General features: G+C 56.8%; 10 protein-coding genes and 4 pseudogenes. 8 read left to right on the top strand and 6 right to left on the bottom strand.

Annotation, left to right across the window (positions count from 1 at the left end; all coding sequences use genetic code 11):
* Window positions 1-23: 23 nt before the first annotated feature.
* Window positions 24-1,358: a M20 family metallopeptidase gene (locus ABID59_RS20855; RefSeq protein WP_354084603.1), complete on the bottom strand. Its 1,335-nt coding sequence runs from the start codon at window positions 1,356-1,358 to the stop codon at window positions 24-26.
* A 980-nt stretch (window positions 1,359-2,338) separates the two neighbouring features.
* Between ABID59_RS20855 and ABID59_RS20850 the strand changes: the two genes are divergently transcribed.
* Together ABID59_RS20850 and ABID59_RS20845 are read left to right on the top strand one after the other, a co-directional pair.
* Complete coding sequence (locus ABID59_RS20850; protein WP_354084602.1) at window positions 2,339-4,255, top strand: UbiA family prenyltransferase; 1,917 nt, start codon at window positions 2,339-2,341, stop codon at window positions 4,253-4,255.
* Window positions 4,256-5,431: 1,176 nt separating this feature from the next.
* A complete protein-coding gene (locus ABID59_RS20845) occupies window positions 5,432-7,255 on the top strand; it encodes a hypothetical protein (protein ID WP_354084601.1) in 1,824 nt (607 codons plus the stop codon).
* A 244-nt stretch (window positions 7,256-7,499) separates the two neighbouring features.
* Here the strand turns inward: ABID59_RS20845 and ABID59_RS20840 are convergent.
* The 3 genes and pseudogenes from ABID59_RS20840 to ABID59_RS20830 all read right to left on the bottom strand — a co-directional run.
* Window positions 7,500-7,743 (bottom strand): annotated as a pseudogene (locus ABID59_RS20840) (IS66 family transposase); the annotation flags it as partial.
* A gap of 844 nt (window positions 7,744-8,587) precedes the next feature.
* Window positions 8,588-9,952: an LLM class flavin-dependent oxidoreductase gene (locus tag ABID59_RS20835; RefSeq protein ID WP_354084600.1), complete on the bottom strand. Its 1,365-nt coding sequence runs from the start codon at window positions 9,950-9,952 to the stop codon at window positions 8,588-8,590.
* A gap of 1,741 nt (window positions 9,953-11,693) precedes the next feature.
* Window positions 11,694-12,668, bottom strand: a complete 975-nt coding sequence (locus tag ABID59_RS20830; protein ID WP_354084599.1) for a D-2-hydroxyacid dehydrogenase — start codon at window positions 12,666-12,668, stop codon at window positions 11,694-11,696.
* Between the two features lie 813 nt (window positions 12,669-13,481).
* Here ABID59_RS20830 and ABID59_RS20825 point away from each other — a divergent pair.
* The 5 genes and pseudogenes from ABID59_RS20825 to ABID59_RS20805 form a co-directional block, all read left to right on the top strand.
* The gene (locus ABID59_RS20825) at window positions 13,482-14,168 is read left to right on the top strand and encodes an SUI1 family translation initiation factor (protein ID WP_354084598.1); all 687 of its coding nucleotides are present in this window, start codon (window positions 13,482-13,484) and stop codon (window positions 14,166-14,168) included.
* Window positions 14,169-14,530: 362 nt separating this feature from the next.
* A pseudogene (locus ABID59_RS20820) lies at window positions 14,531-14,970 on the top strand (helix-turn-helix domain-containing protein); the annotation flags it as partial.
* A gap of 570 nt (window positions 14,971-15,540) precedes the next feature.
* Complete coding sequence (locus tag ABID59_RS20815; protein WP_354084597.1) at window positions 15,541-16,632, top strand: C45 family autoproteolytic acyltransferase/hydrolase; 1,092 nt, start codon at window positions 15,541-15,543, stop codon at window positions 16,630-16,632.
* Window positions 16,633-17,524, top strand: a pseudogene (locus ABID59_RS20810) (transposase); the annotation flags it as partial. It abuts the gene before it with no gap.
* A pseudogene (locus ABID59_RS20805) lies at window positions 17,525-18,437 on the top strand (IS3 family transposase); the annotation flags it as partial.
* Between the two features lie 101 nt (window positions 18,438-18,538).
* Here the strand turns inward: ABID59_RS20805 and ccrA are convergent.
* Window positions 18,539-19,813 carry a crotonyl-CoA carboxylase/reductase gene (gene ccrA, locus ABID59_RS20800; RefSeq protein WP_354084800.1) on the bottom strand — a complete coding sequence of 425 codons (1,275 nt, stop codon included), beginning with the start codon at window positions 19,811-19,813 and terminating at the stop codon, window positions 18,539-18,541.
* 2,865 nt (window positions 19,814-22,678) lie between these two features.
* A complete protein-coding gene (locus tag ABID59_RS20795; protein ID WP_354084596.1) occupies window positions 22,679-24,220 on the bottom strand; it encodes an acyl-CoA synthetase in 1,542 nt (513 codons plus the stop codon).
* A 701-nt stretch (window positions 24,221-24,921) separates the two neighbouring features.
* Here ABID59_RS20795 and ABID59_RS20790 point away from each other — a divergent pair.
* Complete coding sequence (locus ABID59_RS20790; protein ID WP_354084595.1) at window positions 24,922-25,521, top strand: TlpA disulfide reductase family protein; 600 nt, start codon at window positions 24,922-24,924, stop codon at window positions 25,519-25,521.
* Window positions 25,522-25,597: the final 76 nt, after the last annotated feature.

The following is a 25,597-nucleotide window of genomic DNA, read 5'->3' as shown; positions in this document are numbered from 1 at the left end:
CGTCGCGAAAGTCGCGCGAGCGTTCATGAATTCAGCATCGCCAGGCAGTACTTAATGGTGAGCTCGGTTGTTGGTACGAGCAAGTCGTCGGATGCTCCGAAAGTCGGCGTGTGGACGCCGGACTGATTGCCGGGCTGCTCGCTGCCAAACCAAAAATAGATCGAAGGCACACGGCTTGAGTAAAAGCCAAAATCATCGCTGCCGCCGCCGCCTGTCGGAGACTGTTTGTCAGAAAACCTGTCCTCGCCGATTGTTTCGACGACCAGACGTCTAAACCGGTCGACCATTGCCGGGTCATTGATGACGGGCGGCTCGCCCAATCTGCAGGAGAACTCTGCTTTGCCGCGATGCATGGCGGCTACCCCTTCGGCGATTTCACGCACGCGCTGAACCAGAAGAGTTCTGCGCTCAGCGCCGCTTGTCCTGATCGTCCCACTCATGGAGGCGGAAGGGCATATGATGTTCGTAGCCTCTCCCCCAGCGATCGTTCCTATGGTGACGATCGCTCCGTCGTCAAACGGCATTTCCCGAGAGACGACCTTCTGCACTTCATTGATGAAGGCACCTGCCATTGAGATTGCATCCACCCCAGCGTGCGGGCGAGCGCCATGTGCCATTGTTCCGATAAGCTTGAGCGAGAATTGATCGGCCGATTTCGTCACTGCGCCCGGTCGTGCACCATACATGCCCGCCGGGAGGTCCGTTTTCACGTGGAAGCCGACGGCGGCGTCGAAGCCATCGAGCAAACCACCGTCGGCAACAGAACGGCCGCCGAGGGGTTCTGCCTCTTCCGCAGGCTGAAAAATTATGCGAATCCTCCCAGCGAAGCTCGCCCGTATCTTATGAAGTGCAAGTGCTGTGCCCAAGGCGATCGATGCGTGCATGTCATGGCCACAGGCATGCATCACTCCCGGAACTTGGGATCTGTACGGCAAATCGTCGCGTGCTTCGTGGATTGGTAGCGCGTCAATGTCGCCGCGAACGGCAACAGATCGTTTAACACCAGAAGATGATCCCTCGATGTCTATGTAAAGACCGGTGTTGTGAAACGTCTTGGCGCCCCTCAGTCCAAACTTTTCAAGCGCCTCACGGATCCGCTTCTGCGTTTTCCATTCATTATTCGAAAGCTCGGGCTCTCGGTGCAGGCCGTGGCGCATCTCGATGACGGCAGCCTGTTCGTCGCTTGATAGTAGGGTGTTAGGGATTGTGTTCATCTTGTTGTCGCCGCTCGTCGTTCTGCTAAACGATAACAGAGTAACGCGAGGGATAACGTCGCCGGAGAGGCCAAGGGCGCGGAAAAGCTGCGAATTGCTGACAAAGACGCGGGTTTCAGGAATTGCATCAAGGGCTCGCCACAAAGGTTCTCGGTGAAAATCTAGAGGCGCTGGCAGTCATGTTGCCAAATGCACGCCGTAGTGCCCTCCGCCGCTCCCTCCTTAACCCGGATCAAGGTGTCCCGTCGCTCAATCTGCCCGAGAAGTGTCCGTGGAGACCATGGCATTGGCATGCCGAGTGCGGGGGAGCTATTCAGATGATCGTTTGAGGCAATCCCCACCAAGGAGGTGCGCACCGCGTTTGGCTCAGCCTAAGCCTGGATGAGTAGTTCTCGCAAAAAGGCTGTTCTGAGTTGGCGCAGCACGCGCACCGTCTTTAATTTTTCGTGAGGTAGCGCATCTTCTAGCAGCTCCGAATTGGCTTGATGTGCATGCATCCAACAACGAGTATCGCACATTCGTTGACTGATCACATTATACGGGCGTTAGAAAACGCGAAAGCTTGGCTGTCGATGTCGCGAACCAATTATCTTGGTCCAGAGATCACGTCCGAGCGAGAAGCTGTGTGACACCTCGGCTAAATAAGTCCGCTCAGCGGAAGAGATTGGGCTTTCTGACGAAGCTCGCGCAAGCCGACGGCCCACAACCGAACTGCGGCGGCCCTGGCGGTTCACCTCCGATCCTCATCCTCGCCTTTATCTAGTCCGGTCTGACGTCGGAGAGGGATTGGAAAGTCCCTTCGCAGTAACAATGCCAAACCACGCCGCCCCTTTGGGACGCGACGCGCGCAATTCGTGTCCTGTCTCTGACACCGCCACCCGTCAGGTTCACGACAGAGCCAACTTGGAGCCGAGGAGTTTTTGAAAGCAGAACTAGTTGCTTAATATGCGCTGAGGCCGTTGGCACGGTCGTTGCTATTCAGGTGCAGCAACACCGAATTAAGGCTGAGTGCGCGCAGCGGTCGAAAGATGAGTGATGCTCCCTTTGTTTGAAAGGGGGTGTCTGAGAGAGAACGAAGCCCGCGCCCAAGTCCTGGAGTGTTTGCCAATACTATGGAGAGCAACATGGTGCTGCGCATCGATTCTCGCGCTCCTGCGATCAAAGTGAAGAGTTGGCTGCGCGGCCCGCCGCTAACGAGCTTCCAACCGGGGACCGTGTACATTGTCGAATTTTGGCCGACTTGCTGCGGACCATGTGTGGCGGCGATACCCCAGATGGAGAAGTTGCAAGAGAAATATATAGATCATAGACTTGAGGTCATCGGAGTCGCAGCTTGTGAGCGAGCTCCTATGCCCGATGAGACGCGCATCGACCCTGACGTATGGCTAACCAAAAAACTCCCGAATCTGAATTATCGAATCGCCTGCGACAGCACAGGTGATATGTACAAGCTTTGGATGGAACCCAGTGTTTCTCGCGGAATCCCCACGTCGTTCGTCGTGGATCGCGACGGCTACATTGCCTTCGTCGGTTCTCCCATGCAGCTCGATGATGTTTTGTCGAAAGTTCTGGACGACGGCATCTGGCGTGCGGGAGATAATGGTGAAGCGGCCGCGACGGAGTTTTCCTGCGAAAAACCGTTAGTGATAGACCTAGACGGAACCTTGCTGCTAACGGACCTGCTGTATGAATCATTCTTTAGTGTCTTGCCTCTTGGGTTTAACGCGAATTTGGCTGTGGTCCGGTCTTTGGGCAATGACAAAGCGGCCGTAAAGCATCATCTTGCCCAATCGTCCGAGCTTGATTACGCGACTCTCCCGTACAACACCCGCGTCTTGGATCTAATCCAGACCGCCAAAGCGCAGGGCAGGACAGTTTATCTCTCTACCGCAGCCGACGCGAAACACGCGAAGGCCATCGCAGATCATTTGGGCATCTTCGATGGTTGGTTTGCTTCTGACGTAAAAACCAATTTGTCGGGATCTTTGAAGGCGGAGATACTTAAAACTGCCTTCGGTAAGCATGGATTTGACTACGTTGGCAATGGCCCCTCAGATCTCCCAGTTTGGGCGGTTGCCGATAAAGCCTACGGCGTGGGCCTTTCGAAATCGGTAAGGAGTCGGCTCATTGCGCTCAAGGGTAACTATGTCGCGTTAGAGGGCGGGAATGCGGACAGGCAGGCGTGGTTCAAGGCCCTTCGGGTACACCAGTACGTCAAGAATTTACTTGTTTTTGTGCCGGTGTTGACCTCACACCAATTTACGTTGGCTAACATCCTCACAGGTGTGATCGCATTTATAGCGTTTTGCGCTTGCGCGTCAGCCGTTTACCTCGTGAACGATCTACTAGATCTAAAATCGGATCGCGCACACCCTAGCAAGCGCGCGCGACCCTATGCGAGTGGACTTCTCCACCTTCGCACCGGCTTGTTTATGGTTCCGGCGCTCTTCCTGCTTTCTCTGACGCTGGCAATTACAATCTCACTCGAGTTTGCTAACATATTGGTTGGATACTTTGTGCTAACGAGCGCATATTCTCTCTATTTTAAGCGACAGGTGCTTGTAGACGTCATTGCTCTGGCAATTCTCTACACGACACGCATTGTCGCAGGCGGTGTTGCAGTCGAAGTGCAAATTTCACAATGGCTTCTGATCTTTTCTATTTTTGTTTTCACATCGCTCGCGCTCATTAAACGCTACGTCGAGCTGGCCACCAGGCTCGACCGGGGCCTCCCCGATCGTTCAGATCGAGACTACAGGATCGGCGACCTTGATGTCGTTGCCAATTTGGTTGCTGCAGCTGGCCTGAACGCTGTCACCATCTTTGCGCTCTATGTTACATCACCCGATGTGCAGACACTCTATCGATACCCGAGGGTATTATGGCTCATCTGCCCAATTCTTCTGTATTGGATGGCCAGGAACCTCGTAATGGCGCAACGGCGTCTAATGGATGACGACCCCATTGTCTTCGCATTGAGAGATCGTACCAGTGCAATTGTCGTCGCCTCGATCGTCGCTGTAGTTCTCATTGCCATCTGACATTATTGAGTTTCCTGGTACACCCGCCGGCAGCGCTGATAAACGGTGAGTTGGCGAAGCGTGCTCATTGCGAACGCACAAGCAGCTACAAGCCAATCGGTATGATAGCAATCGCCCGACTAACGGCGACGGAAGTTGAGGGCGGCGGTGAACCTCCTCAAAGATGGGTGGACACCTGTAGCTAGCTCTGAGAGCCGGAAGGTGTGGAATGGAAGAACGCAGCGTACTATAGCGCGACAATCTGGATGGGAAGCGCGCGACAACCAGGATGGCGAGCCGGTGTCGCGGCGACGTTATGATTGCCGCGATGATTGTCGCGCGCAAGATTTTTGTTCACGCTGACATCCATCACCGCCAGCCGCGATCACCAGACGGCGCGGTCCGCTCGGATCGCGCCGTCGCCAGGCTCGTAATTCCGCGCCCCCCCTACGTCACGAGCCCGGCGAAGCTCTTTCATCCTGATTGACGCTGCACTTCTATCCTGATTGCCGCGCCGCAAGCATCGCCGCCTCCGAAGCTCAAGCACCGCTGCAGTGCCTCGGCGTCAACATCCCGGTCAACGCGAATGCGACAGCGCCGCCAAGATCAATCTCGATTATTCCGAGTCTTGCGCGCTGCGCAGGGGGCGACGACGTTGGCTGCGGTGTGCACGTCGAAACCAGAGCAGGCGTAAAGGCGATCTCCACAGGAACAAGCGCCGGCACGGCATCCCCGCTCAGCCGGTCCTCGCGGCGACCGGCGCCACGTGACAATTGGCTCGCAGACAGCCCGTTCCGCCGAGCCGTGACTGACACCGATCGTGGTCCGCCATAGCTCTCGGCAACCACATGGTGCTTCTCTTCCAATGTCCAACGGCGAGCGCCGTAGAGACAACTTCCACTCGCGAGACCTTTGAACTGATCGGCGCGCCTCCGCGGGGCGCCTGGGTAACGGACGCTGAAGTTTGTGGCAAGGATCGGTTCGACTGAGCCGCAGGTGCGCGCAACGATATCGATCGACCGCATGGCCAAGGTCGTGATCGTCTGCTCTGCTCCGAATGGGACGTCCTGTCTAATCCCGATCGTGTGACTAACTCTACCAATTCATGGAGGAGATTTCGGGGCTCGGGTCAGTTAAAGCATTTTAGGATGATGTTCATCGGAACGAGTCTCCTCTACGAGTTGGCAGGAACGCCCCATGCTACCACATAACAACTTTGCCAGCGGAAGGATGTCGTCTGTCTTGCTGGATGGGACTTTAATAGCTCTGTCCGCCGTAACTACAGCAATCCTTTTCGTTTGGTTGCTATACTACAGCAGTTATGGTCTCAACCCGAGCGACGAAGGGTTTTGGCTCAACTCCATGGCGGATCCATTCGCATACTCAATCAAAATTCCGCCGAATTTTTTTGGCTTTGTCTATCACTGGCCATACAAGTGGGCGGGCGGCGACATTGCAGTGCTTCGCATCGCGAACGTCACGCTTACAATGGCGCTAGCGTGGCTTCTCAGCTTCCTGACGGTCCGTCATCTTTGGATGGTGGGCTGGCCGCATGCAGTCGCGTTATCGGCAGGGATCGCCAGCCTTGCATTAGTCGCCTTTTACTGGGGGGCGCTCACGCCTAACTATTACACCCTGAACCTTCAATCGGCCTTGATGGTGATGATCGGTTTGCTCCTAGGCGATCGGCCAGGGCGCATATGCCGAGCCTCGGGCTGGATACTAGTCGGCCTTGGCGGCTGGTGTTCCTTCATGGCTAGGCCGGCCACCGCTGCGGCCCTTGCCCTCGTCGTTATGATCTATGTCGTTACTTTGCGCCGAAAGTCGCTGCTGTCCATGTTTGGCGCAGCGCTGATCGCTCTCGCACTACTGATCGCTATCGCCCAATTCATCGGCGGTGGCATCACTGGGTTGGTGAGCCAACTGGTCGACGGCACTGAGGGGATAACCCTGCTCGATGGAGGACACAAGATATCTCACATTCTCCGGATCGACTGGCTCCAAACAAGTCGTTACCAGCTCGCGATCGCGGTGCTAGCGGCAACAGCTCTTCTGCTCAGCATTTTCATGGGGTCTAAGCACAAATTACTCACATCGCTGAGTCTCGCTGCGGTTTTGATCGTAACAATAGCGATTGCGCTGCTGGGGCCCGATCCCATTAGCATCAAGCTGCCGACACTGTTCCTGGTACCAGTATTCGCGAGCGTTGGTGCGTTGTTCTATCGTGAGGGAATGGTTCTGCGAACCCAGACTCCCACCAGCATCGGCCTAGCGCTAAGCTTTTTGGTCCTTCCACATATGCTCGCACTGAGCTCTAGGGTCGATTACTGGATCGTTGGTTCGGATGCCTGCTTGTTCTGGATGCTCGCCGCCGTTAGCTTCCTAAGCCCTCTTGCGGGACACGGACGCAGCCTTGCGACCCTACTGCCCCTGGCGGTGTTGGCACAGCTGCTCACTGCATCAGTGCTCAATATCTACATGCTTAAGCCGTGGCGTCAGATGAAAGATCTGCGTGCTTATACCGCCGTCACATCCGTGCCGGGTGGCGGAAGATTGGTGCTCTCGCAGCCCTTCCACGACTATCTGGTCACGGCCAGAGCCCAGGCTCGTGCGGCCGGCCTTCAAGGCAGTACCGGGGTGGTTGATCTGTCCAACGCGCCGACTCTGCTGTATATCCTTGAAACACGGGCGCTCGGTTTACCTTGGCTATTCGGGGGATATCCCGGCAGTGATGCAGTCGCGGTGAAGGCACTCGGACTTGAGAACTGCGCGGATCTGGCCAAAGCGTGGGTGCTGATCGCGCCGGAGGGCCCGCGTCATCTTGATGAATCCGATGTCATGGCCTCATTTGGAGCCAGGCAGGCGGACTACGTCGCCGCCGCTACTTTCGAAGCCCCTATCATTGACGGGTACTATCCGAATGCCCACAGCCAGTTTTTGTTGAAGCCTGTACGCCCCGCGGGGTTGGCGGAGCAATCCTGCCGCGAAGCAAGGCGACAGCGGCCGGATAGCCAGAAATAGAGCAAATCCTGAAAGATGTGATCTTCGTAACCGTGAAACCGGAATCGTCAAGAATGATCTTGCCCAACCACTCTGCGGCACATCCTCAAGATCTTTTAAATTTATGGCATCAGCGATTTCATCTTCTGAACCGCTCCGGGTTTGCCGGAGGCCCCAACTCCTGAGAGGATGGAGCTATGACAAGCAAGACACGGACGAATTTTACCCGAGGTCTGGACCCGAGCGGTCGGAAGGTTCCAGCTCGCTCCTCGTACGTCAGCGCCAACTGCTCGATCAGGCGCGCCGAACGTTCCGACCGTTGGGCATAGATTGATGCTTCAGGTTGGCGATCTGCAGCTGCTACTGGGCGATCAGCGCTTCGTCTTCCGACGCTTTCGCGCGGGCGACCGCAAGTCAGCCGTGATCTCCAAACCCTTGGCGCGCTCGGCTGCCAGCGCCTCCTTCAGGGCCGCAATGCCATCCGGAACAGCGTCGCGGTCGGCATCCATGCGACGCAGTGAATCACAGATTAGTCGCGATGTGACTCCCCAAAATTGCAGCAACCGCAGATTTCTTCGCTCAGCCCGCGCTCTGCGGTCGCCAACTCAGTTGCAGATTCCGCCAGTCGATTCCTTCTAGCGAGGGAATTGAGGCTGCCAACACATCCGGGCCAACCGCATCGATGCAGCCGTTGCCGATGCATTCCTAACTGCACTGGCGCCGGCCGAACTCGATGCCTTGTCGCACTCCCGCCGGGTTCAGCAGCCGATGAACAACGCGTTACGTTCAAGCGCAGCGAGAGCTCGAGTGCAAGCGGTACACGGCGGCGCTCGCCGAATGGCAGTTCAACCGAGCGGGTCCACCAGACAATTGCATGGTCGCCTCAGAACTCGAGCGCCGATGGGAAGCGGCTCTAACCGACGTGCGCGCCGCCGACGAGTCGCTTGCCCGATAGACGCCCTCCAAAGCCATCACACAAGTGGCCATAAGCAAGGAGCTCGATAACAAGGTCATCAGCCTCACCGGCCGCTTGCCGCAGATATCGGCTGACGAAACTATCTCGGATGCGCGTCGCAAGGCGTTGTTGCGACGCCTTATCGAAAAGGTCGCGCTCGACCGCGGTGAGCACGACTTGGCCCTGGCCAGGATCGTCTGCGAGGAGGCGCCGTGACGGAGCTCAAGTGAGGATGAGCGTCAACTCCATCACCAGATTGACGCGAGGCATAGAGATGCGGGCGCGCCTGTTGGCGCTTGTCCTACACACTCCTCTTTGCTCGCGATAGTCCAGCACGCTTCAACTGCAATGCGCGATCCCATGTTGAGGATTCAAGAAGATCTCGGCATCGGGCTAGACTAAATAGTTGAAAGACCTCGCTGCCCTTTCGCGCCGAATGCTTGAGCCTCCTGCGCGAATTGGTTGAGCGGCCGCCTCAGCCCGAGGTCCTCCCTTAGAGTTTGTCCAGAGTACCGGGCTCTGAACTTTCCCCGTCGCCGCAGCTCGGGCACAACCAGCTCAACAAACTCTTTAAGCCCCTCAGGAACCGTCGCCGGCAAAACGTTGAAGCCGTCGGCCGCACGTTGCTCAAATGTATCCACCATTACATCGGCAATTTCCCCGGGGCTTCCCACTACCATCAAATGGCCTTTACTATCAGATATTAGTTGAATGAGTTGTCTCCACGTGTACCCCCGGCGTACGGCGAAGTCGACCAGCAGCTTTTGCCGGCTTTGGATAGCATTTGTCTGGGGCAGGGCGTCTGGAACTAACGAGTCGAGATCCACTGTACGTAGATTGGTTACTGACCCCAACCAAAGGTCAGCCGCCCCGATCAGAACGTCTTCGTGCGTATACGATTGTAGTCTTTGAAGCTTCGCAATCGCATCTTCTTTTGTCCTGCCAATAACAGGAACAATTCCCGGCATAACCACAACCTGATCAGCCTGCCGACCGCGTGCGCAAACGTTCTCCTTCAAACCTGCGTAGTAGCGCTTTCCGTTTTCTAACGAAGGCTCGGCGGTGAATACGACTTCCGCAAACTCTGCAGCGAATGCTAGTCCAGCGTCGGATGCACCAGCCTGCACCAAGACGGGATAGCCCTGCGGCGGTCTTGAGCTATTTAGTGGCCCTTTTACTGAAAAGTGGCGCCCCCGATGGTTGAGTAAGTGCAGTTTCGTCGTATCCGCGTAAACGCCGCTTTGCTTATCTCGAATAAATGCATTGTCTTGCCACGTATCCCAAAGCCCTTTGACAACTTCGACGAATTCCCTCGCACGACCGTAGCGCGCATCATGATCGGGAAGGGTCGCTTCACCAAAGTTTTTAGCCTCGGAATCCATTGCCGATGTAACAATATTCCAAGCAGCGCGCCCACCTGACAAATGGTCGAGTGATGCGAACATCCGGGCGATATGGTAAGGTTCGTAGTACGTTGTCGTCGCTGTAGCAACGAGGCCAATGTTCTTAGTCCTCGACGAAAGCGCCGACATCAGTGTAATTGGCTCGAATCCATCATTTCGGCTTACACGGGACATCGCCGGGAGATCATCTATTATGCTTTGATGGTCGGCGAGAAATACGAAGTGAAACGCCGCGCTTTCGGCGAGTGAAGCCAGGCTGGCAAAGTGATCGACATCAACTCCGCCCTTAATTGGCACGCTCGGATCGCGCCACGCACCTTCGTGATATCCGGCCCGAGCCAGATATAGTCCGAGCTTCATTTCCTCATTCCGTCGCATCCAGCATCTCCGTTTCAGAGGCGCATCCTCGCGCTCCACGTTCGGCCAACTTAACCGACGTCGCGATACAGTACGACCTACTGAGCCTGGTAGTATTCTAAACTTCAAGGTTCGTGCATCTACTACCCCGCCGACAATGTGCGAATAGCAAACGTCACTGGAAGTAACAGCAACAAATCATGCCGGCTTGGTTTTACTCCTGATTGTGGAGGTTAGGAGGTGTGCGTTTGAATGCCTTTGGCGCACGTCTCGCAGCAGCCCAGTGGGTCCGGCCAGTGATTTTGATGAGTTCGGTCGCAGCGCATACTAGCTCTGGCACGGAATCGATGAGGACTTCAATACTTCGGGTGTGGCTTAATGTTGATGAGGCTTGCTCGCTCGTACGAGAGCACCATTTGGTGAACCGAACGCGAGCTGAGGCGAATTCTTGCATGTCGGTCTCCGCCGGATCTGCGATGCAGCCGCTATAGAGGTGGATGAAGGCCAGGTGCTGCCCCTGTTTAGGCGTGAACGCTCTAGACGGCAGGGATGAATGTACGCTATCGGGCGGAAATCAGCCAATCGAGCGGCCCATCTCGAGGCGTCGCTCAGCGGCGACAAACATGTATCCTGCAAGCTCAAGCAAGCGCAGAGTTTGTTGGCCGAGATCGACGACGAGATCGCTAGTAGCGTTGACCTAGGTGGTTCGACCGCATACCGGACCAAGTGCCGCCGCTTGGAACGCAATCTGGACGGGCGTTGAACGAAGATTGGCGTGACGGGGCGAGCGCGCGAACTCCCTAGAAGGGAAGAGGCCCTGCTGGGGGGAAGACTGTGTCACTCCGCCAAAGGGCCGTGCCCCCGGACGTTTGAGCTGCTGGCGGTTGCGCTAGTCAAACTCACCGTACACAACCTTCCGCCGCGCGAGCGATTCGAGGACGCCTCGCGGAAAATAACCTCAAAGTTCGGCAAATCGTTTGCCAAGATGTCACCCGCATGGAGGACGTAATTGATCTCCAGGCGAGGCGCTCATCCCAAGTGGCCGGTCGTGTGTTCGACGAACTGTCAACGCTGAACCGTCTTCTCCATTGGGTCAAGAAGTTGCTTGCTCGCCAAAAGCATTGCTTGGCCCGCGGCGAAGTGAACCAGGAACGTCGAACGCCTCGCCTAGTGACGGCGAATATGCTCTGAGTTGGATGTAAGCGGCGCCTTGCCTGACAATCCCGATAGGTTTAGAGCGAGGCTACTTGGAGGGTTACGAGAGCGAACGGCATTGTCAGATGTTAGCACTCGCAAAGCCCTCCGTTTGCCCACCACGGTGCCGGGAGACAGATGCTGCTGAGCTTGGATGTCGTTTACGAGCCGACAGCTTACGTGGGACAGTGGAGCACGTGGCGACCACAACGACCGTCGCAGCGAGCAAAACCGTTGGCAGTCGCGGCGCTTTCGGGAGTGATCCAAAGGGGCGATAGAAAGACGTTTCATCTAATGACCACGAACCCCGGATCTCGGTCGGCACCCGCCTATGGGAAAACCGAAGCTACTCGCAATATGGACTTGATCGCGGAGCCCTATTTCTCTGCCGGCTATTCGTCGGCAATGAACACGATCTTTGCTGGAGGTCGAGTATGGCTTTGTCTCTGCCGTTGGCCTCGGTTGTCCGATCGCTGCATCCTGCGCCGGCCATCATATGAATGACCGACAATCTCGCGTCAACAGCGCCTCGTCGGCCTTGAACCGCCAATCAGTAGCCGCGATCCAGGTCGACCACATTGCGCAGCGGCTGCATCTGAAGGAACCGCTGCAAGTTCTCGCCGAAGATCTCGAACACGCGTCTGGTGTAGTCCGAGGGATAGCCAGCAACATGCGGGGTGACGATGACATTAGGCATGGTCCAGAGCGGATTATCCGGAGGGAGTGGTTCTCGCTCGAACACGTCGAGGAGCGCTCCGGCAATGGTGCCAGCTTGGAGTTCGTCGATGAGCTCGCGCTCCACAATAACTGAGCCCCGGGCTATGTTGACGAGGAACGCGGTGCGGCGCATCAGCTGAAGCTGCTTGCGGCCGATTAGACTAGTTGTTGCCGGAACTTGAGGAACAGCAAGGACCACGAAATCAGAGAGCTGAAGGAGCTCGGCAAGGTCGTTCGGCGAGAAGAGCTTGTCAACGCCCGCCACAGGCTGCGACACGTCACGTCTCGACCCGATCACCCTCATGCCAATACTTTTGCCACGACGGGCGATGGCGGAGCCAATTGACCCGAGACCAACCACGCCGAGCGTCCGCTCCGCGAGTGGCGCGACATCCCGAGGCCGCCATTCCCTGCGAGCCTGCTCACGAAAAAACTGGAGGAAGTTCCAGTGCATAATGGTCACGCCTGCAATCACGAAATCAGCGATAATTTCGCCATGAATACCGCGAGCATTGGTCACAGTGATACCTTTAATGCGATCGCCGATGGGCAGGACCGAGTCGATGCCCGCATTGCTGCACTGGAACCAGCGCAGCCGGCGTGCCCGGTCGAATAGGTGGACCGGAAAGCGGGAACTCAGGAGAACATCTGCCTCCGTCATGTACTCATGTAGTGACGACACGTCCCTGGCGATCAACACGCGTACATAAGGAAAGCGTTCACGAATCAGCTCCGAATATTGATCGGCCGCGGTGTCGTTGATCAGGATAGTGACAGCTTCGCCTGCCATAGGTCTGGGAAATGTCATGCTAGCTGGCCGAGGTCACTTCGCGTAGGCAGGACCTGTGTCCGGGATTAGTGATATCCATCGCAAGACTCACTAGCGTATGCGTGCGCAACACAGGAGGGGTCGAAGATGTTAGATGGCAAGATCACCGGAGTCTTCCTTCCATGCTAGAGTCTGTTTTCGTTCGGCGTTGGCACATCGTGTGGCCTCGCAAGGCGATTGTGATGGACGTTTACGACATGTGCGTCCGCGAAATAACTACCTGCTATGGTAGCAACGTCGCGCTGGTGGTGTTGATCCGTTGCTTGCTCACGTGATCGGAAGGAACTCCATGCGCGACTCGGTAAACGCTGGATAGAGGCGCCAACTCTGTCTGGTTTCAGACAACGCTAACAAGGTTCGTCCGGTTCATAGCACCTGCCTCCCAGCTCTCGCTGAGTTTCCCCTGCCTACTCAGAAGCTTGTGGCCTCTATAAGCTTGGCACGACCATTGCTCAAAGAAGAGGTGCACTGGGCGAGGGAAACCGAATGCTTATACGGCAACGACAAAGGCATTCAGCAATTAAGTTCACGACTATGTCGTCACGAAGAGGGGTACATGTGTACGCCATCTAGTCATGATCTCTTCGTGCAGCAGTTGCAAGATGTGCGAGACCACCGAGCACCAGCGGTACTTATCGGGCGAGCACGAGCTAGATGCACGCGTCTGTACACCCGCGGAGGCGCTATGCAGTGCAGAGCCAAAGTACATTGGCCGCTCACGCATCTCTGACATCAGCTACTGCGAGCTGGCCGACAGGCGATCAAAGCAGGACGAAAACAGAAAGGTCTACCATGAGAAACCAAATCAGTCCGTTAGAGGTATCACGCTTCCTTCATCGGCATGAACAAGCGGCTTTTCAGAAAGGTATTAAGGTTTCGATTGGATTTGATTTCCATGAATATGTCGCGATCACCGAGGCAACTCCAACAAAAGGAAAGACCTCTCCGGTGTTTCGGCCTAATCGATCACCGATTAAGCCCGGCGAAGGATATTGGGTCGTCGGCTTCGACAACAGCAATGAGGTGGCCCTTGTGGCGGCTGCGCGACTATACAATCTCCGCCATAGCAACCTTGCAGAACACCTTCAATCTCTCAGGTTCTTCTACGCAGATCCTACCAAGCATGCACATCCACAGGACTCCTGTATTTGCAAGGCACCAAGCGCCGGAACTATCACGGGAAAAGTCGCCTACCACGGTGACTTTTGGGTGCGCAGAGATTTTAGGGGGCAGGGTATGGCAGCCGTGACGACAGGGATTTTACTCGGTGCGTCTCTCGCGATGTGGGCTCCCGATTTTACGTGTGCACTTGCAGGGAAGTGGACAGTCGATAAGCAGGTGTATGATTGTCCGCACTGCGAACCAGGTGGGTCGATTTTGCGCCTGGTAGCCGAGGGCATTCAAGATGACGATTGGCTCTTCTGGAGAACCGGCGAGGAGATGATACGGCAAATCGATCGTCACAACAGAAGCGCGTGAGCCATGCCTTGTATCGTTCCGGCCAACTCGATAGGTGCCTTTCGATCGCTTCTCTCGTCAGGAGCAGTCCTCGCCGTCGATCAGCTGCAAGCCTTGGTCGCGCCCTGCCGCTTGCCTTTTTTGTGGCCCCACTGTCGCGCTATTCCCTGACAAAGCGCGCGGCGCTCGCTATCGAAATGCCGAACTTCCGCCGCCGGGCGGGGCGACATTCCGCCCTAGATGTGGTCTCTCAGCAGGTTGTCCATCTGGTTTGAACCGATGAAGCTGAGCTTGCGAAGCGTCAGTGTTCAAGGAGGGACCAGATGAACATCCACGAGAATGCGCCTTTGACACCCAAACGTCGAGAGACGATGGTGTGAAGCGTGGTGGAAGGTGAATTGAGCAAGGCCGAGCGGCCTACCACTTCAACACGATGCCGAATACCGTTGCCCAATGGGTTAAGAGGTTCCGCGCGGAAGGTGTGGAAGGGTTGCGCGATCGCTGCGCCAGACGGTCACCACATGTACCGCTGTCGAGGCTTTGCGCCGCCAGCGCCACACCGGCAAGCAATCGCTGCCGAAGTCGAGGTGTCACCGTCCACCGTCAGCCCCGTCCTTCCGCCGCTTGGGATTGAAATCGGATACGCGATCTGGAGCCGGCCGAGCCGGAGCGCCGCCATGAGCGCGAGAACCCAGGCGAGATCATTCACATCGACATCAAAGAGCTCGGGCGTTTCGAGCGTGTCGGTCATCGCATCACCGGCGATCGGACTGGTCCGAACAAAAGCCGTGGCGCAGAGTGGGATTTCGTTCACGTCTGCATTGCGCGCGAAGGCCTGCGAGCTGGTGGAGTATGTACGCCTGACCACCGACGTAAGGAGCCAGGAAAGCGAATCTTAGCTCTCAGTTCAATACGACATGACCTGTTTGCCTTCGAACAAAAGCAGGGCACGGCAGCCAAATGGATCCCGTGAATTCTCCGGTAAACCATCGACTCTCCCCTCTACACAATAGGCCCGACTCTTGCTTAACGCATCCAGAGTCGAGGCTTCTACCCAGGAGAACTTGATGAGGTTATTCGATACCTTGATAACTATCGGTCGTTAACGGACATCCCGCTTTCGTAGCGCACGTTCTGCCGTTGGATAGTGAAGTTGTTTTTGACGAAATCAATGGTCTCGCGGCAGATGAATTGCGTTACTTCTCTCTAGTGATGCGCTGGCGTGGGCAGGCTGTACTAGTCCTGCTCTCCCACACGGAGAACATCGAAGGACATAGTCTCTTGTGAAACGGCAGCTTAAGTCGAGTTTCGCCGGTAGGGCGCGCACAAGCCGCTCGCCGCGGAGAATTAGCAGGCGGGTGGCCTCACATCCGCTAACCTTGGGAGTCGAATTATGAGTTTGAAGTTCATTAGCTTTGCTGGAGCGCCTCGCGAGCGCGGGAGGCAACATGGGGAGATAATGCGGTCGGAAATCGCGGAAAATGCGGAATTCTATCTAAAGCGATTTTGTGCATACGGCACTGATCAGAAGACCGTCCAATCCGAAGCGGAGTGTTGGCTCTCTTTTCTGGAGAAGCTATCGCCGGAGTACGTTGACGAACTGCGAGGCGTCGCCGAAGCGGCCAATCGGCCTGTGGAAACACTCACGATGCTCAACATTCGGCACGAAATTTGGCTTCGTCTGATGGCTCGGCGAGCTGTTGATTTGTCAAACTTAGTTCTCGATGGCTGCACCTCTGCTGGATTGATGCCTGACGCGACGCGGGAAGGCACGGCAATGCTCGCGCAAACAATCGATGGGCAGGCGGCTATTTGTGGCACTTTGTTTGTTGGAAAGATGCCGAGAGGCAATACGGTGTCCTGGCTCGGAATTTTTGAAGCCGGCTCCGTGGGGCCTACCGCCGGTCTAAATGAAGTAGGTATTGGGTTGGCCTGCAATAGCCTCCTCACCGCCATCGATGGCAGGGGCCGGATGACCGCACCGTATAAGCTGAGATCCCGCTCCATTCTCGAAGCACGAACATTCGACCGTGCCATAAGCGTCATCATCAACACGGACCCTATCATCTCTATGAATTATCTGATCGGTCATGCCCAGGGTGAGATAATCAGCATTGAAACCTCTCCTAACGCCAAACGGTATCTTTATCCTGAGCACGGAATAATCACCCACGCAAATCATTTCGAGCCTGGAGGAATTATCGCTTCAGAATGGGAGCGCTTTGTACCCGATAGCCCGTTTCGATCCCGCAGGTTCGCCCGCCACCTCCGCTCAAAGCTCGGGGCCATCGATGTAGACCACATTATGGCAGGTCTAAAAGACCACTTTTCCTATCCGGCCTCGATTTGCTGTCATCCTGCTGAGGGGTCTTGGCCAAACAGCACACTAGCGGCGGTCATTTTGGATCTGCAGCGGCTTACGCTGTTTGCCACCGACGGGCCGCCGTGCGGCGCGCCGCTACAGCGGTTTGAGCTCTCGACTTAGGCCCTGATGGAGATGAACTTGCAGCTTCATCATGTGGTCTCGGATATCACTGGCGCGACCGGCATGCGGATTATCCGAGCCATTGCTGCAGGCGAGCGCAATCCCGACGTGTTGGCAACCTACCGGGACGTGCGCTGCCATTCCTCGATCGAGACGATCCGCGCCGCACTGGTCGGCAATAATCGGGACGAACATGTCTTTGCCCTCGGCCAATCGCTGGAACTCCACGACGTCTACCAGGCGAAGATGCTGGACTGCGACCGCAAACTGGAAGCTTTGATCGCGGCACTGAACAATAAAGGCGTAAAAACCGGTTGGAAGGCTGTCCAAGCCACGCATCAAGACCAAACAGGTCAACACACCTACCTTTGATGTCAGAGCCGCACTGTATGGCGTGCTCGGTGTCGATCTGACTGAGATCCATGGGGTGGGTCTGTCGCGCATTGAAGCTTGTCGGCGAGTGCGGCACAGATTTGAGGGCATGGCCGAGCGCCAAACACTTCACTTCCTGGTTTTGCCTCGCACCGGGCAACAAGATCTCCGGAGGCAAGGTGTTGTCTTCGCGCACTCGGCGATCCTCCAGTCGGGCAGCCGCACTGCTGCGGCTGGCGGCCACCACCGTCGGGCGGAGCGATAAGGCGCTCGGCGCATTCTATCGCCGGCTGGCCTCGCGTGCCGGCAAGTCGAAAGCCGTGACAGCGACCGCCGTAAGATCGCGGTTTTGTTCTACAACACACTTCGGCACGGTATGAGTTACAAGGACCCAGGTGCTGATCGATATGAGCAACAATATCGCACTCGCGTCCTCGCTAACCTTCAGCGGCGGGCCAAATCACTAGGCTTCGTCTTGCCGGCCATTCCGGGGGAAGACGCCAATCCGGCTGTTTCTTAGGAAGGCCGCTGCCTACTTCGCGAAGGAAGCGACATGAAGTTCGGCTTCATCGCGAAGCACCGGAACGTCTGGCCGGTGGCATGGCTATGCGAAGCAATGGGCGTATCGCGGTCGGGCTTCCATGCCTGGCTGGACCGATCGCCCAGCGCCAGATCCCTCAGTGACGAAGCGGTCGGCCTAAAGGTGAAGGCAAGCTTCCTTGCCAGCGACCGGACCTACAGGGCACGGCGTGTCTGGAGAGACCTTTTGGCAGATGGCGTCGAATGCGGACTGCATCGGATCGAGCGGCTGATGCGCCTGCAGGCCTTGCGGGCGCGACCACGGCGCCGGCGTCTGCCGAAGGATGAAGGCGATCGCCAGGTCTCGCACGTGCCGGCCAACCTTCTGGACCGGCAGTTTGCAGCCGAGCGCCCGAACCAGAAGTGGATTGCCGACTTCACCTATATCTGGACGGCCGAGGGCTGGCTCTACGTGTCGGCCGTGATCGACCTGTTCTCGCGATGAGTGGTCGGCTGGTCGATGAGCGCCAGCATGACGGCGCAGTTGGTCGCCGACGCCCTTCTGATGGCCGTCTGGTGATGTGGCAAGCCGGATGCCCTGATGCATCACTCCGATCGTGGCAGCCAATGGCGGATTCAAGCGGTCGTCGCAACACCGAATGTGTTCCACTCATGACAGCGGCATCGTGTGCAGCACGAGCCGGTCCGGCAACGTCTGGGATAACGCAGCGATGGAGAGCTTCTTCTCTTCGCTGAAGACCGAGCGCACCGAGCCCAAAATCTATCGCACCAGGAACGAGGCCAGGGCAGATGTGTTCGACTACATCGAGAGGTTTTACAATCCAACCCGACGTCATTCCATGATCGGATACATCAGCCCCGTTGAGTTCGAACGCAAGGTGGGATTAGCTTAACCCGGTGTCCATCAAACCGGCAGCAGCTCAATCGCGAATCTCATATTGTAAGGTCGGATTCAAGATCCTGGAGTTCCTGGGCCACTTAACGGGGCTGCGGGTCAAGCGCCGGCCGCCTTGAGGATATCTTTTAAATTTCGTAGGCCGGTCCGCGGCGCGTTGATCAAGACGGCCATATTTCCTGGCTTGTGCTGGTTCTTCCACATCCTTGTGTGGGCTCGGGCGATCTCCTCCCACGGGAAGACCTCGCTCATGCAGGGGGCGATGCGACGATCGACTACAAGGCGGTTCGCCGCACTGGCCTGTTTGAGATTGGCAAAATGCGATCCTTGGATTCGTTTCTGGCGCATCCAGACATAGCGCGCGTCGAATGTAATATTGAGCCCTGTGGTGCCGCCGCAGAACACAACCATGCCACCGCGCTTAACGATAATGGTTGAGACTGGAAATGTCTGCTCGCCTGGATGCTCGAACACGATGTCGACGTCGCGCTTCCCCGTGATATCCCAGATTGCTCTACCAAACCGCCGAACCTCTTGGATCCAGGTTTTATATTGGGGCGAATCTATCGTGGGCATTGTACCCCAGCAGTTGAATTCTTTGCGGTTAATGACACCCTTGGCGCCCAGTGCTAGAACGTATTCGGCTTTACTGGCTTCGGAAATTATGCCAATCGCGTTAGCACCGGATGCGACGGCTAGTTGCACCCCAAACACTCCAAGTCCGCCCGATGCGCCCCACACCAGCACGTCGTCGCCTGCCTTGAGAACGTGGGGCACGTGCCCGAACAGCATCCGGTAGGCAGTTGCGAGGGTTAGTGTGTAGCAGGCTGCCTCCTCCCAGGTCAGGTGCTCTGGTTTTGGCATCAACTGTCGTGATTGCACACGGCAGAACTGTGCGAACGAGCCGTCGGGGGTCTCATATCCCCAGATCCGCTGGGACGGCGAGAGGAGCGGTTCGCCCCCGTTGCAATCCTCGTCATCGCCGTCGTCCTGGTTGCAGTGAACGATGATCTCGTCACCGACCTTCCAGCGTCGCACTTTTGCTCCTACCGCCCACACAACCCCGGCCGCGTCCGACCCGGCAATATGATAATGGAATTTGTGCATGTCGAAGGGTGAGATTGGCGTGCCTAACCCGGCCCAGATTCCGTTATAGTTGACGCCGGCGGCCGCCACGAAAACGAGTACCTCGTCGTCGGCAATTGGCCAGGTAGGCACGACCTCAACGAGAATTGAAGCCTCCGGCGGCCCGTGGCGCTCGCGGCGTATCGCCCACGCGTACATGCGGTCGGGGACGTGCCCCAGCGGCGGAATCTCACCGACTTCGTAGAGTTGCTTCCGACAGGAAGCTGGTGGTGACAGTTCGCGAGCAATGGTTGACACGGTGACGCTCCTTCGCAATTATTAGTCATTCTTCCTGCACAACACTGACCGGTCTGCCCCACACGATCGGCCTGATACCGTACCGGCAAAAACGCACCTGCACGGAATTCACAGTCGCAACACGGGACCGTGCGCTCGACCCAGTTGACCGGCTTCTTCTCTCGCCCTCTACCCTAAGATCGTCCAAACGATCAGCACCTTGGGGCAAGGTCAACAGCACAAAATCATTGGCACGACTCACAAAGAGAATGACGCACACTATCGCGAATACTAAGCCATCTGGAAGTAACCACACGGGCAACTACATACGCTACTCCAGTGATAGACGTCGTCCGCTTGGCCTTGTCGCCTCTATCAACACCAGGCTCATCGAAGCGCCCGCACCCGTCACAGCTCTCTTCGCCACACCTTGAGCAAAGAGTGTGCCAGCTCGGGCCTGGGAAAAGTAAGCACGTTCAAAATGCGATAATCTGCTCGCCTTCCAAATACGAAATACGGCGCGCGGGACCTTTGAGCCCACAAAGCATGGAGGCTGCTCACAACCGAAGAGATGCTGAATACGCGTCCGTCCGGGTGACCGCAGCTCCTCTTCTCAACGCCCAACGCTCTCTGCCAAGATGACCTCCAAGCCAGTTATGATAGGCTTTCAAGCTCCGACCTTGGCGTTGATCGCTGCGATTACCGACGCGCTTTGCGGGGGTGCAGGACTCTCGGGCGGCAATCAGTGAAGTCCTTGATGGCAGATCTAAAACCCGTCCATGCTGAGCTCCCACCTGGTTCTATCCAAGGTAGGTACTCAAACTCCGAAAGGAGATGCATCCGTCATCATCTTACTTCATCTTGTCCCGCCATGTCTCGTCGCAGTGGCGAATGTTCGAAAGCCAACAAACCGTAGTTCGTGCCCGTCGCGGATGATGCCTTCTGGAGGAAAGCTGAGAAACTAACGGCGGGCCTTCGGACCGCGGTCAGATGCAGACCCCGGCTGCAACTGAGGATGAATGGCTCTCGAGGCCGTTGGCTTATGGCCCGGAGCTTGATCGCGGAGCACAGAAGGAAAGGCCCGCGGTGCAAGCTGTGCGCAAGGACTCGCGCGGGATGCGCGCTTGGGCAACAAGGATTCGTACCGTTTTCCGTCGCCATTAAAGCGACTCTCTCTGGTCAGACATTTGTTCCGCGGCGAATGCCGTCTACAGCGAAACGCGTCCGACCTGGCTGCATTGTCGGAAACCCTGTGCCCGTCAAATGCCAGCGCCCAGAGCCGGTCGTAAATTCGGCGCTCTGACTGACGCGGCTGCCTGCCGAGGGCGCATTATTCCGAGCGCACGCAGGCGCGGATACAGTTCGTCTTTGGCAAGGGACGGGTTTGGACTCGCCTCTCCAATCTGCGAGGAATAAAGCGGAATGGCCGAGCTCGACAACTCTTCAAATCCTCGACACAATGAACTCGCCAGACGAGCGTGCGGTCCAGATGCCTTTGCGCTGGCTGCGTCAGCTCTCTCCATGCTGCGTCATTCTTCATGCCTTTGAGGGCCAACTGCTACTTGGTTCGGCTCAGAAAACGCTATCCTACAACGATGAAGGAATACATACACTTGAGAGACGCTATGGACGCTGACGCAGAAATCGTGCCCAAGCTTGACCGCAGTAGGGAAATTGCAAGCTGGATCACAACCGGAATTGATTCCGGTGCGTCTGCGATTATACGCGGTGACGGCGATGTTGCTGATCGAGCAATGCACGATTATATCCGCACAAGCGGCCGTGTGTTTTCGGATCTCGTCAGGCCACTGCTCATTTTCGCGAATAGACACGATTCGTGCGTCAGCACCACGGTTGTTACGCGCTGCTTCGCAAATGGTGCAGCGAAGCCGCTCGCGACACTCACGTCGAAATCATTTCTCGCACCTCAACCGGACCTTGGCCCCTCCGATCACGGTGCTCGGGAGCTTCTGGAAGGAAGAAAAACAGAGGCTGCAAAGCTTGGAGCCCGTCTGTCCAGGCACAATCAGGACAAGCGCGCGCTATACCTCCCGATTCCGTTCACCGCCCGTCCGTTACTTCACTGCAGCAAAACGTCCGCTCGACCGCTGTAGCGCGTTGCAGCGCACGGAGAGACGAGACACGAGTGCCTGTTTGGGCGCCCCTTTATCGCAAGTGTAGCCGCCAACGATGTCAACGCTGGTCGCGCATGCGTGAAATTGTGGGAGCTCGCTCCCAGACCGTCTTTATGTCCAACAGCCGGCCGTTAACACCCCCCCACGCAACGTTCGGTCGCGTGCCTCTTGTGGAAATCAGCAAAAGCGCCGACTCGATCGAGGGGTTACGAGAGTTGACGATATGCGACGCTTGTAGTCGGGATCACAAAGGAGGCCCGCTCGCAGTGAGGGGTCGAACAGCATGCGTGTTGCGGTCGATGTCCACACGTTGTCCCCGGATGCTCGCTGGGGGTTGACTAGCCCACAGCGTAAATGAGTGGGACCTTCCAAAAAGTCGAGCTGCCGATCCCTGGCCATCGAGTTTCCAGTAGGTCTGGCACGCACCTAGCCGCTAGGCCCACTCGATCGCGTCCCGCCAGTCGACGCACGTGCGAGTATTCGACCAGCTCGCCGTGTTCATTGAGTCGTCCGCTGTGGCCATGCTGAGTCCTTGCAGCGCCCAGGGCCAACAAAACATCATACGCTGGCTCTCACTGAGCGGTAGGCCGCGCCGGCCTGTCAGAACCTCTTACGCTTCATAGCCGATTTGAAGTCCGCATAACTGGCTGGATCCGTCTGGAACAGCCGCATATTCCTGTTAGTGTTACGCGAATGGCTTGTTACGAAGGTACAAAGAGTTTTGCCTCGCTTTCGATCCTCGTCAAATGTTTCGTCCAGTTTTTTCCCAAAAAGGATCACGCAGCCGCCGCTTGAAGATCTTGCCGGAGTCTTCGCGCGGCAGACAGGTGTGGATCTCGATACGGCTGGGGACCTTGTAGTCAGCCAATGATCTCTTCAGAGTCGAGCGTATATCCATGGCGTCGAGCTTTGCCCCAGGCTGCGGCTCGACCAATGCCATCACCGCCTCGCCAAATTCCGCGTCGGGAATGCCGAACACAGCGCAGTCGTGGACACCGGGTACCTGGTACAGTGTCGCCTCGATCTCGGCAGGATATATGTTGACCCCACCGGAAATCACGACATCTTGCTTGCGGTCACACAGGAAGACATACCCGCTGGCGTCAATGTACCCGATATCACCGGAGGTGATGAAGCCGCCGTGCTCGATCTCGCGGCGCTTCTCCACCTTGTTGTGGTATGTAAATTCAGGATATGACGTGGCGCGGGAATAGATCTCACCGATTTGTCCTGTCGACAACACGCGTCCATCCACGCCTACGACACGCAGCTCGACGTCGGGCAAGACTTTGCCGACTGTTCCCGGCTTGTTTAGGGCGTCCTGCGAGGTTGCAAAGGTGACCGCGCCAGACTCGGTAGAGCCGTAAAACTCATAGATGACTGGCCCCCACCATTCGATCATCGCGCGCTTCACGTCAGTTGGACAAGGCGCGGCCGCACTGATCACGTGACGCAGCGAGGACAAGTCATATCTGTTGCGTACAGGGTCGGGCAGCTTCAAGAGGCGTACGAACATCGTCGGCACCATCAAGATCGTATCGATCTTCTCTGACTGAATGAGGCGCAAACACTCCTCAGACTCAAAGCGTGGCATTAGCACCAGAACGCCACCGATGCGGCTCGAGCGAATCCCGAAGAAGTTGGGCGCCGAGTGATAGAGTGGCCCTGGCAGGAGTGACCGCGTGCCATGCCCATAGATCATCGCGCGACGACGCTCCAAGGCCGCATTCTGCTCGAGGTTTGGTGCGGCACGACGTACCCCTTTGGGATGGCCTGTTGTGCCGGACGTGTAGATCATGCTCATCGGCTCCAGTACGGCGGCTCCCGAATAGTGCGGTTGCTCTGCAAGCCACTTTTCGAAATCTGTTGCGAAATCGGGTTTTCCCCGATGCTCAGGATCTACCTGGTAGGCGACGATAACTTCTGGAGGAGGCGATACGCTCAAGACCTTGACGCTGTTCGGGATGGCACCATCCAATCGATGTAAAAGGTCAGCATGGCCGATCAAGACCGATGCGGCGGAGTCCCTCAGAATATATTCGATCTCCCCCGGCTTGAAATGCCAGTTTACGGGTACGGCATAGGCGCCGAGCTGGATAGCGGCATGTGCCACCTCGATGAACGCAATGTCATTCCGCATCAACATGCAGACGCGGCCGCCCTGGCGCACGCCGAGCCGATGGAGACCGCCAGCAATGCGCCTGGCGCGATCAGCGACATCGGGATGGCTGCGCCGTCGTTCGCCAGAAATGACGCCTAGAAAAGCTTGGGATGCTGCGTCCATCGTTTTGTCCTTTCTATGAACTGGAAGCCGGGGAGATCATAGTGAACTCATTCGCACCATGGCTAAGGAGATCTCAAAGTCCCACGATGTGTCACCCAGACAAACTACCAACCTTGGCGCTTGACGCGTCGCGGAATGGCTTGCAGCTTGCTGCAGCTCAGCCGGCTTGGTAGTTGAAGGCGTTGCATGCTCGCTGTAACAGTCTCGCCGTGCTCATGCATCTTGCGCAGATAGGGCTGCACGGTCGGTGCAATATGCAGCGCCATCATCAACAGCCAGTCGCGCTTCCTGACCCCCGAACGTATTTCGGAACCATTGGGTATCTGTGAGCGGTCTTCCGTTCAACTCGAGGCGCTGGAGCGGCGCATTACGCGATGGAAGGCCGGTCACGAAATAAACGGGGCCTATCGGGCGACTCCGATGCAACGACGTTGTCGCGATTTGCAACCTAACGCTCAACAAAACCGCAACCGTCGGATCGCCGCGCTTTGTTTAGGAAGCAGGGACACCGAGTAGGAGGCGCATTCAGACGGCGGAACGAGCGAGGCTCATACCAATAGCTATTAGCCGGTTCCGCTCGCCGGCGGTTGCGGTAGCGACCATCGTCATGATGGGCGGGGCACAACGCCCGCGGCCCAAAGCGCACGACGCGCGTCCGATGTCTGACATCGAACGAGACGGTTAGCTCCAAAGAGCCCGCCATGTTGAACCGCCGAGGCTATCTTGGTCGAATCAGGCGGGTATGTGCGTTGGTACTGCTGGCACGGTCGTTGCTAGTCACACAGCAACGCAGTCTCAGGCGGAGCGCATGCAGACGCGCTCTCTCGTTGATTGAACTCGTGCCGCGTTTCTTAGGGACACTCACGCTTGCGCAAATAATCGCGCGAAGGTGTGGGAATAGCTTTGGAGAACAACATGATTGTTCGTATGGATTCGCCAGCTCCCCCGATCAGGGTGGAAAGCTGGGTGCGTGGCGAGCCCTCACCAACTTTAAGCTGGGTACGCTGTATATTGTCGAGTTTTGGCCGACTTGGTGCGGCGGATGTGGGGCTGAGATTTCCCACCTCGCGCAGCTGCAAGAGAAATACGACCATAGCGCAGTTGAGGTCATTGCAGTTGCAGCTTCCGAGCGAGGCTCAACGGCCGAGGAGGCGCGAACAAAATTGGACGCGTGGTTGACCAAGAAAGGCTCCAAGCTGAACGTTCGGATCGCGTTCGATTACGCGGGAACAATGAAGAAGTGTTGGATGGCGCCCAGTTTGTCTAGCACTATCCCCACCCTCATTCGTCATCGACCGTGACGGTAACGTCGCCTTTGTCGGTCCCCGATGCAACTGTATGACGTGTTTCCAAGAATCGTAAATGGCACCTGGCGCA

It is taken from the genome of Bradyrhizobium sp. S3.3.6, assembly GCF_040546905.1.
Lineage (GTDB): Bacteria > Pseudomonadota > Alphaproteobacteria > Rhizobiales > Xanthobacteraceae > Bradyrhizobium > Bradyrhizobium cytisi.
This window is presented reverse-complemented; position numbering and strand designations above follow the sequence as displayed.

Coding starts and splice junctions, on each gene's coding strand:
- ABID59_RS20850 (WP_354084602.1), top strand. CDS start 2,339: ATGGTGCTGCGCATCGATTCTCGCGCTCCTGCGATCAAAGTGAAGAGT.
- ABID59_RS20845 (WP_354084601.1), top strand. CDS start 5,432: ATGCTACCACATAACAACTTTGCCAGCGGAAGGATGTCGTCTGTCTTG.
- ABID59_RS20835 (WP_354084600.1), bottom strand. CDS start 9,952: ATGAAGCTCGGACTATATCTGGCTCGGGCCGGATATCACGAAGGTGCG.
- ABID59_RS20830 (WP_354084599.1), bottom strand. CDS start 12,668: ATGACATTTCCCAGACCTATGGCAGGCGAAGCTGTCACTATCCTGATC.
- ABID59_RS20825 (WP_354084598.1), top strand. CDS start 13,482: ATGAGAAACCAAATCAGTCCGTTAGAGGTATCACGCTTCCTTCATCGG.
- ABID59_RS20815 (WP_354084597.1), top strand. CDS start 15,541: ATGAGTTTGAAGTTCATTAGCTTTGCTGGAGCGCCTCGCGAGCGCGGG.
- ABID59_RS20795 (WP_354084596.1), bottom strand. CDS start 24,220: ATGGACGCAGCATCCCAAGCTTTTCTAGGCGTCATTTCTGGCGAACGA.
- ABID59_RS20790 (WP_354084595.1), top strand. CDS start 24,922: ATGTTGAACCGCCGAGGCTATCTTGGTCGAATCAGGCGGGTATGTGCG.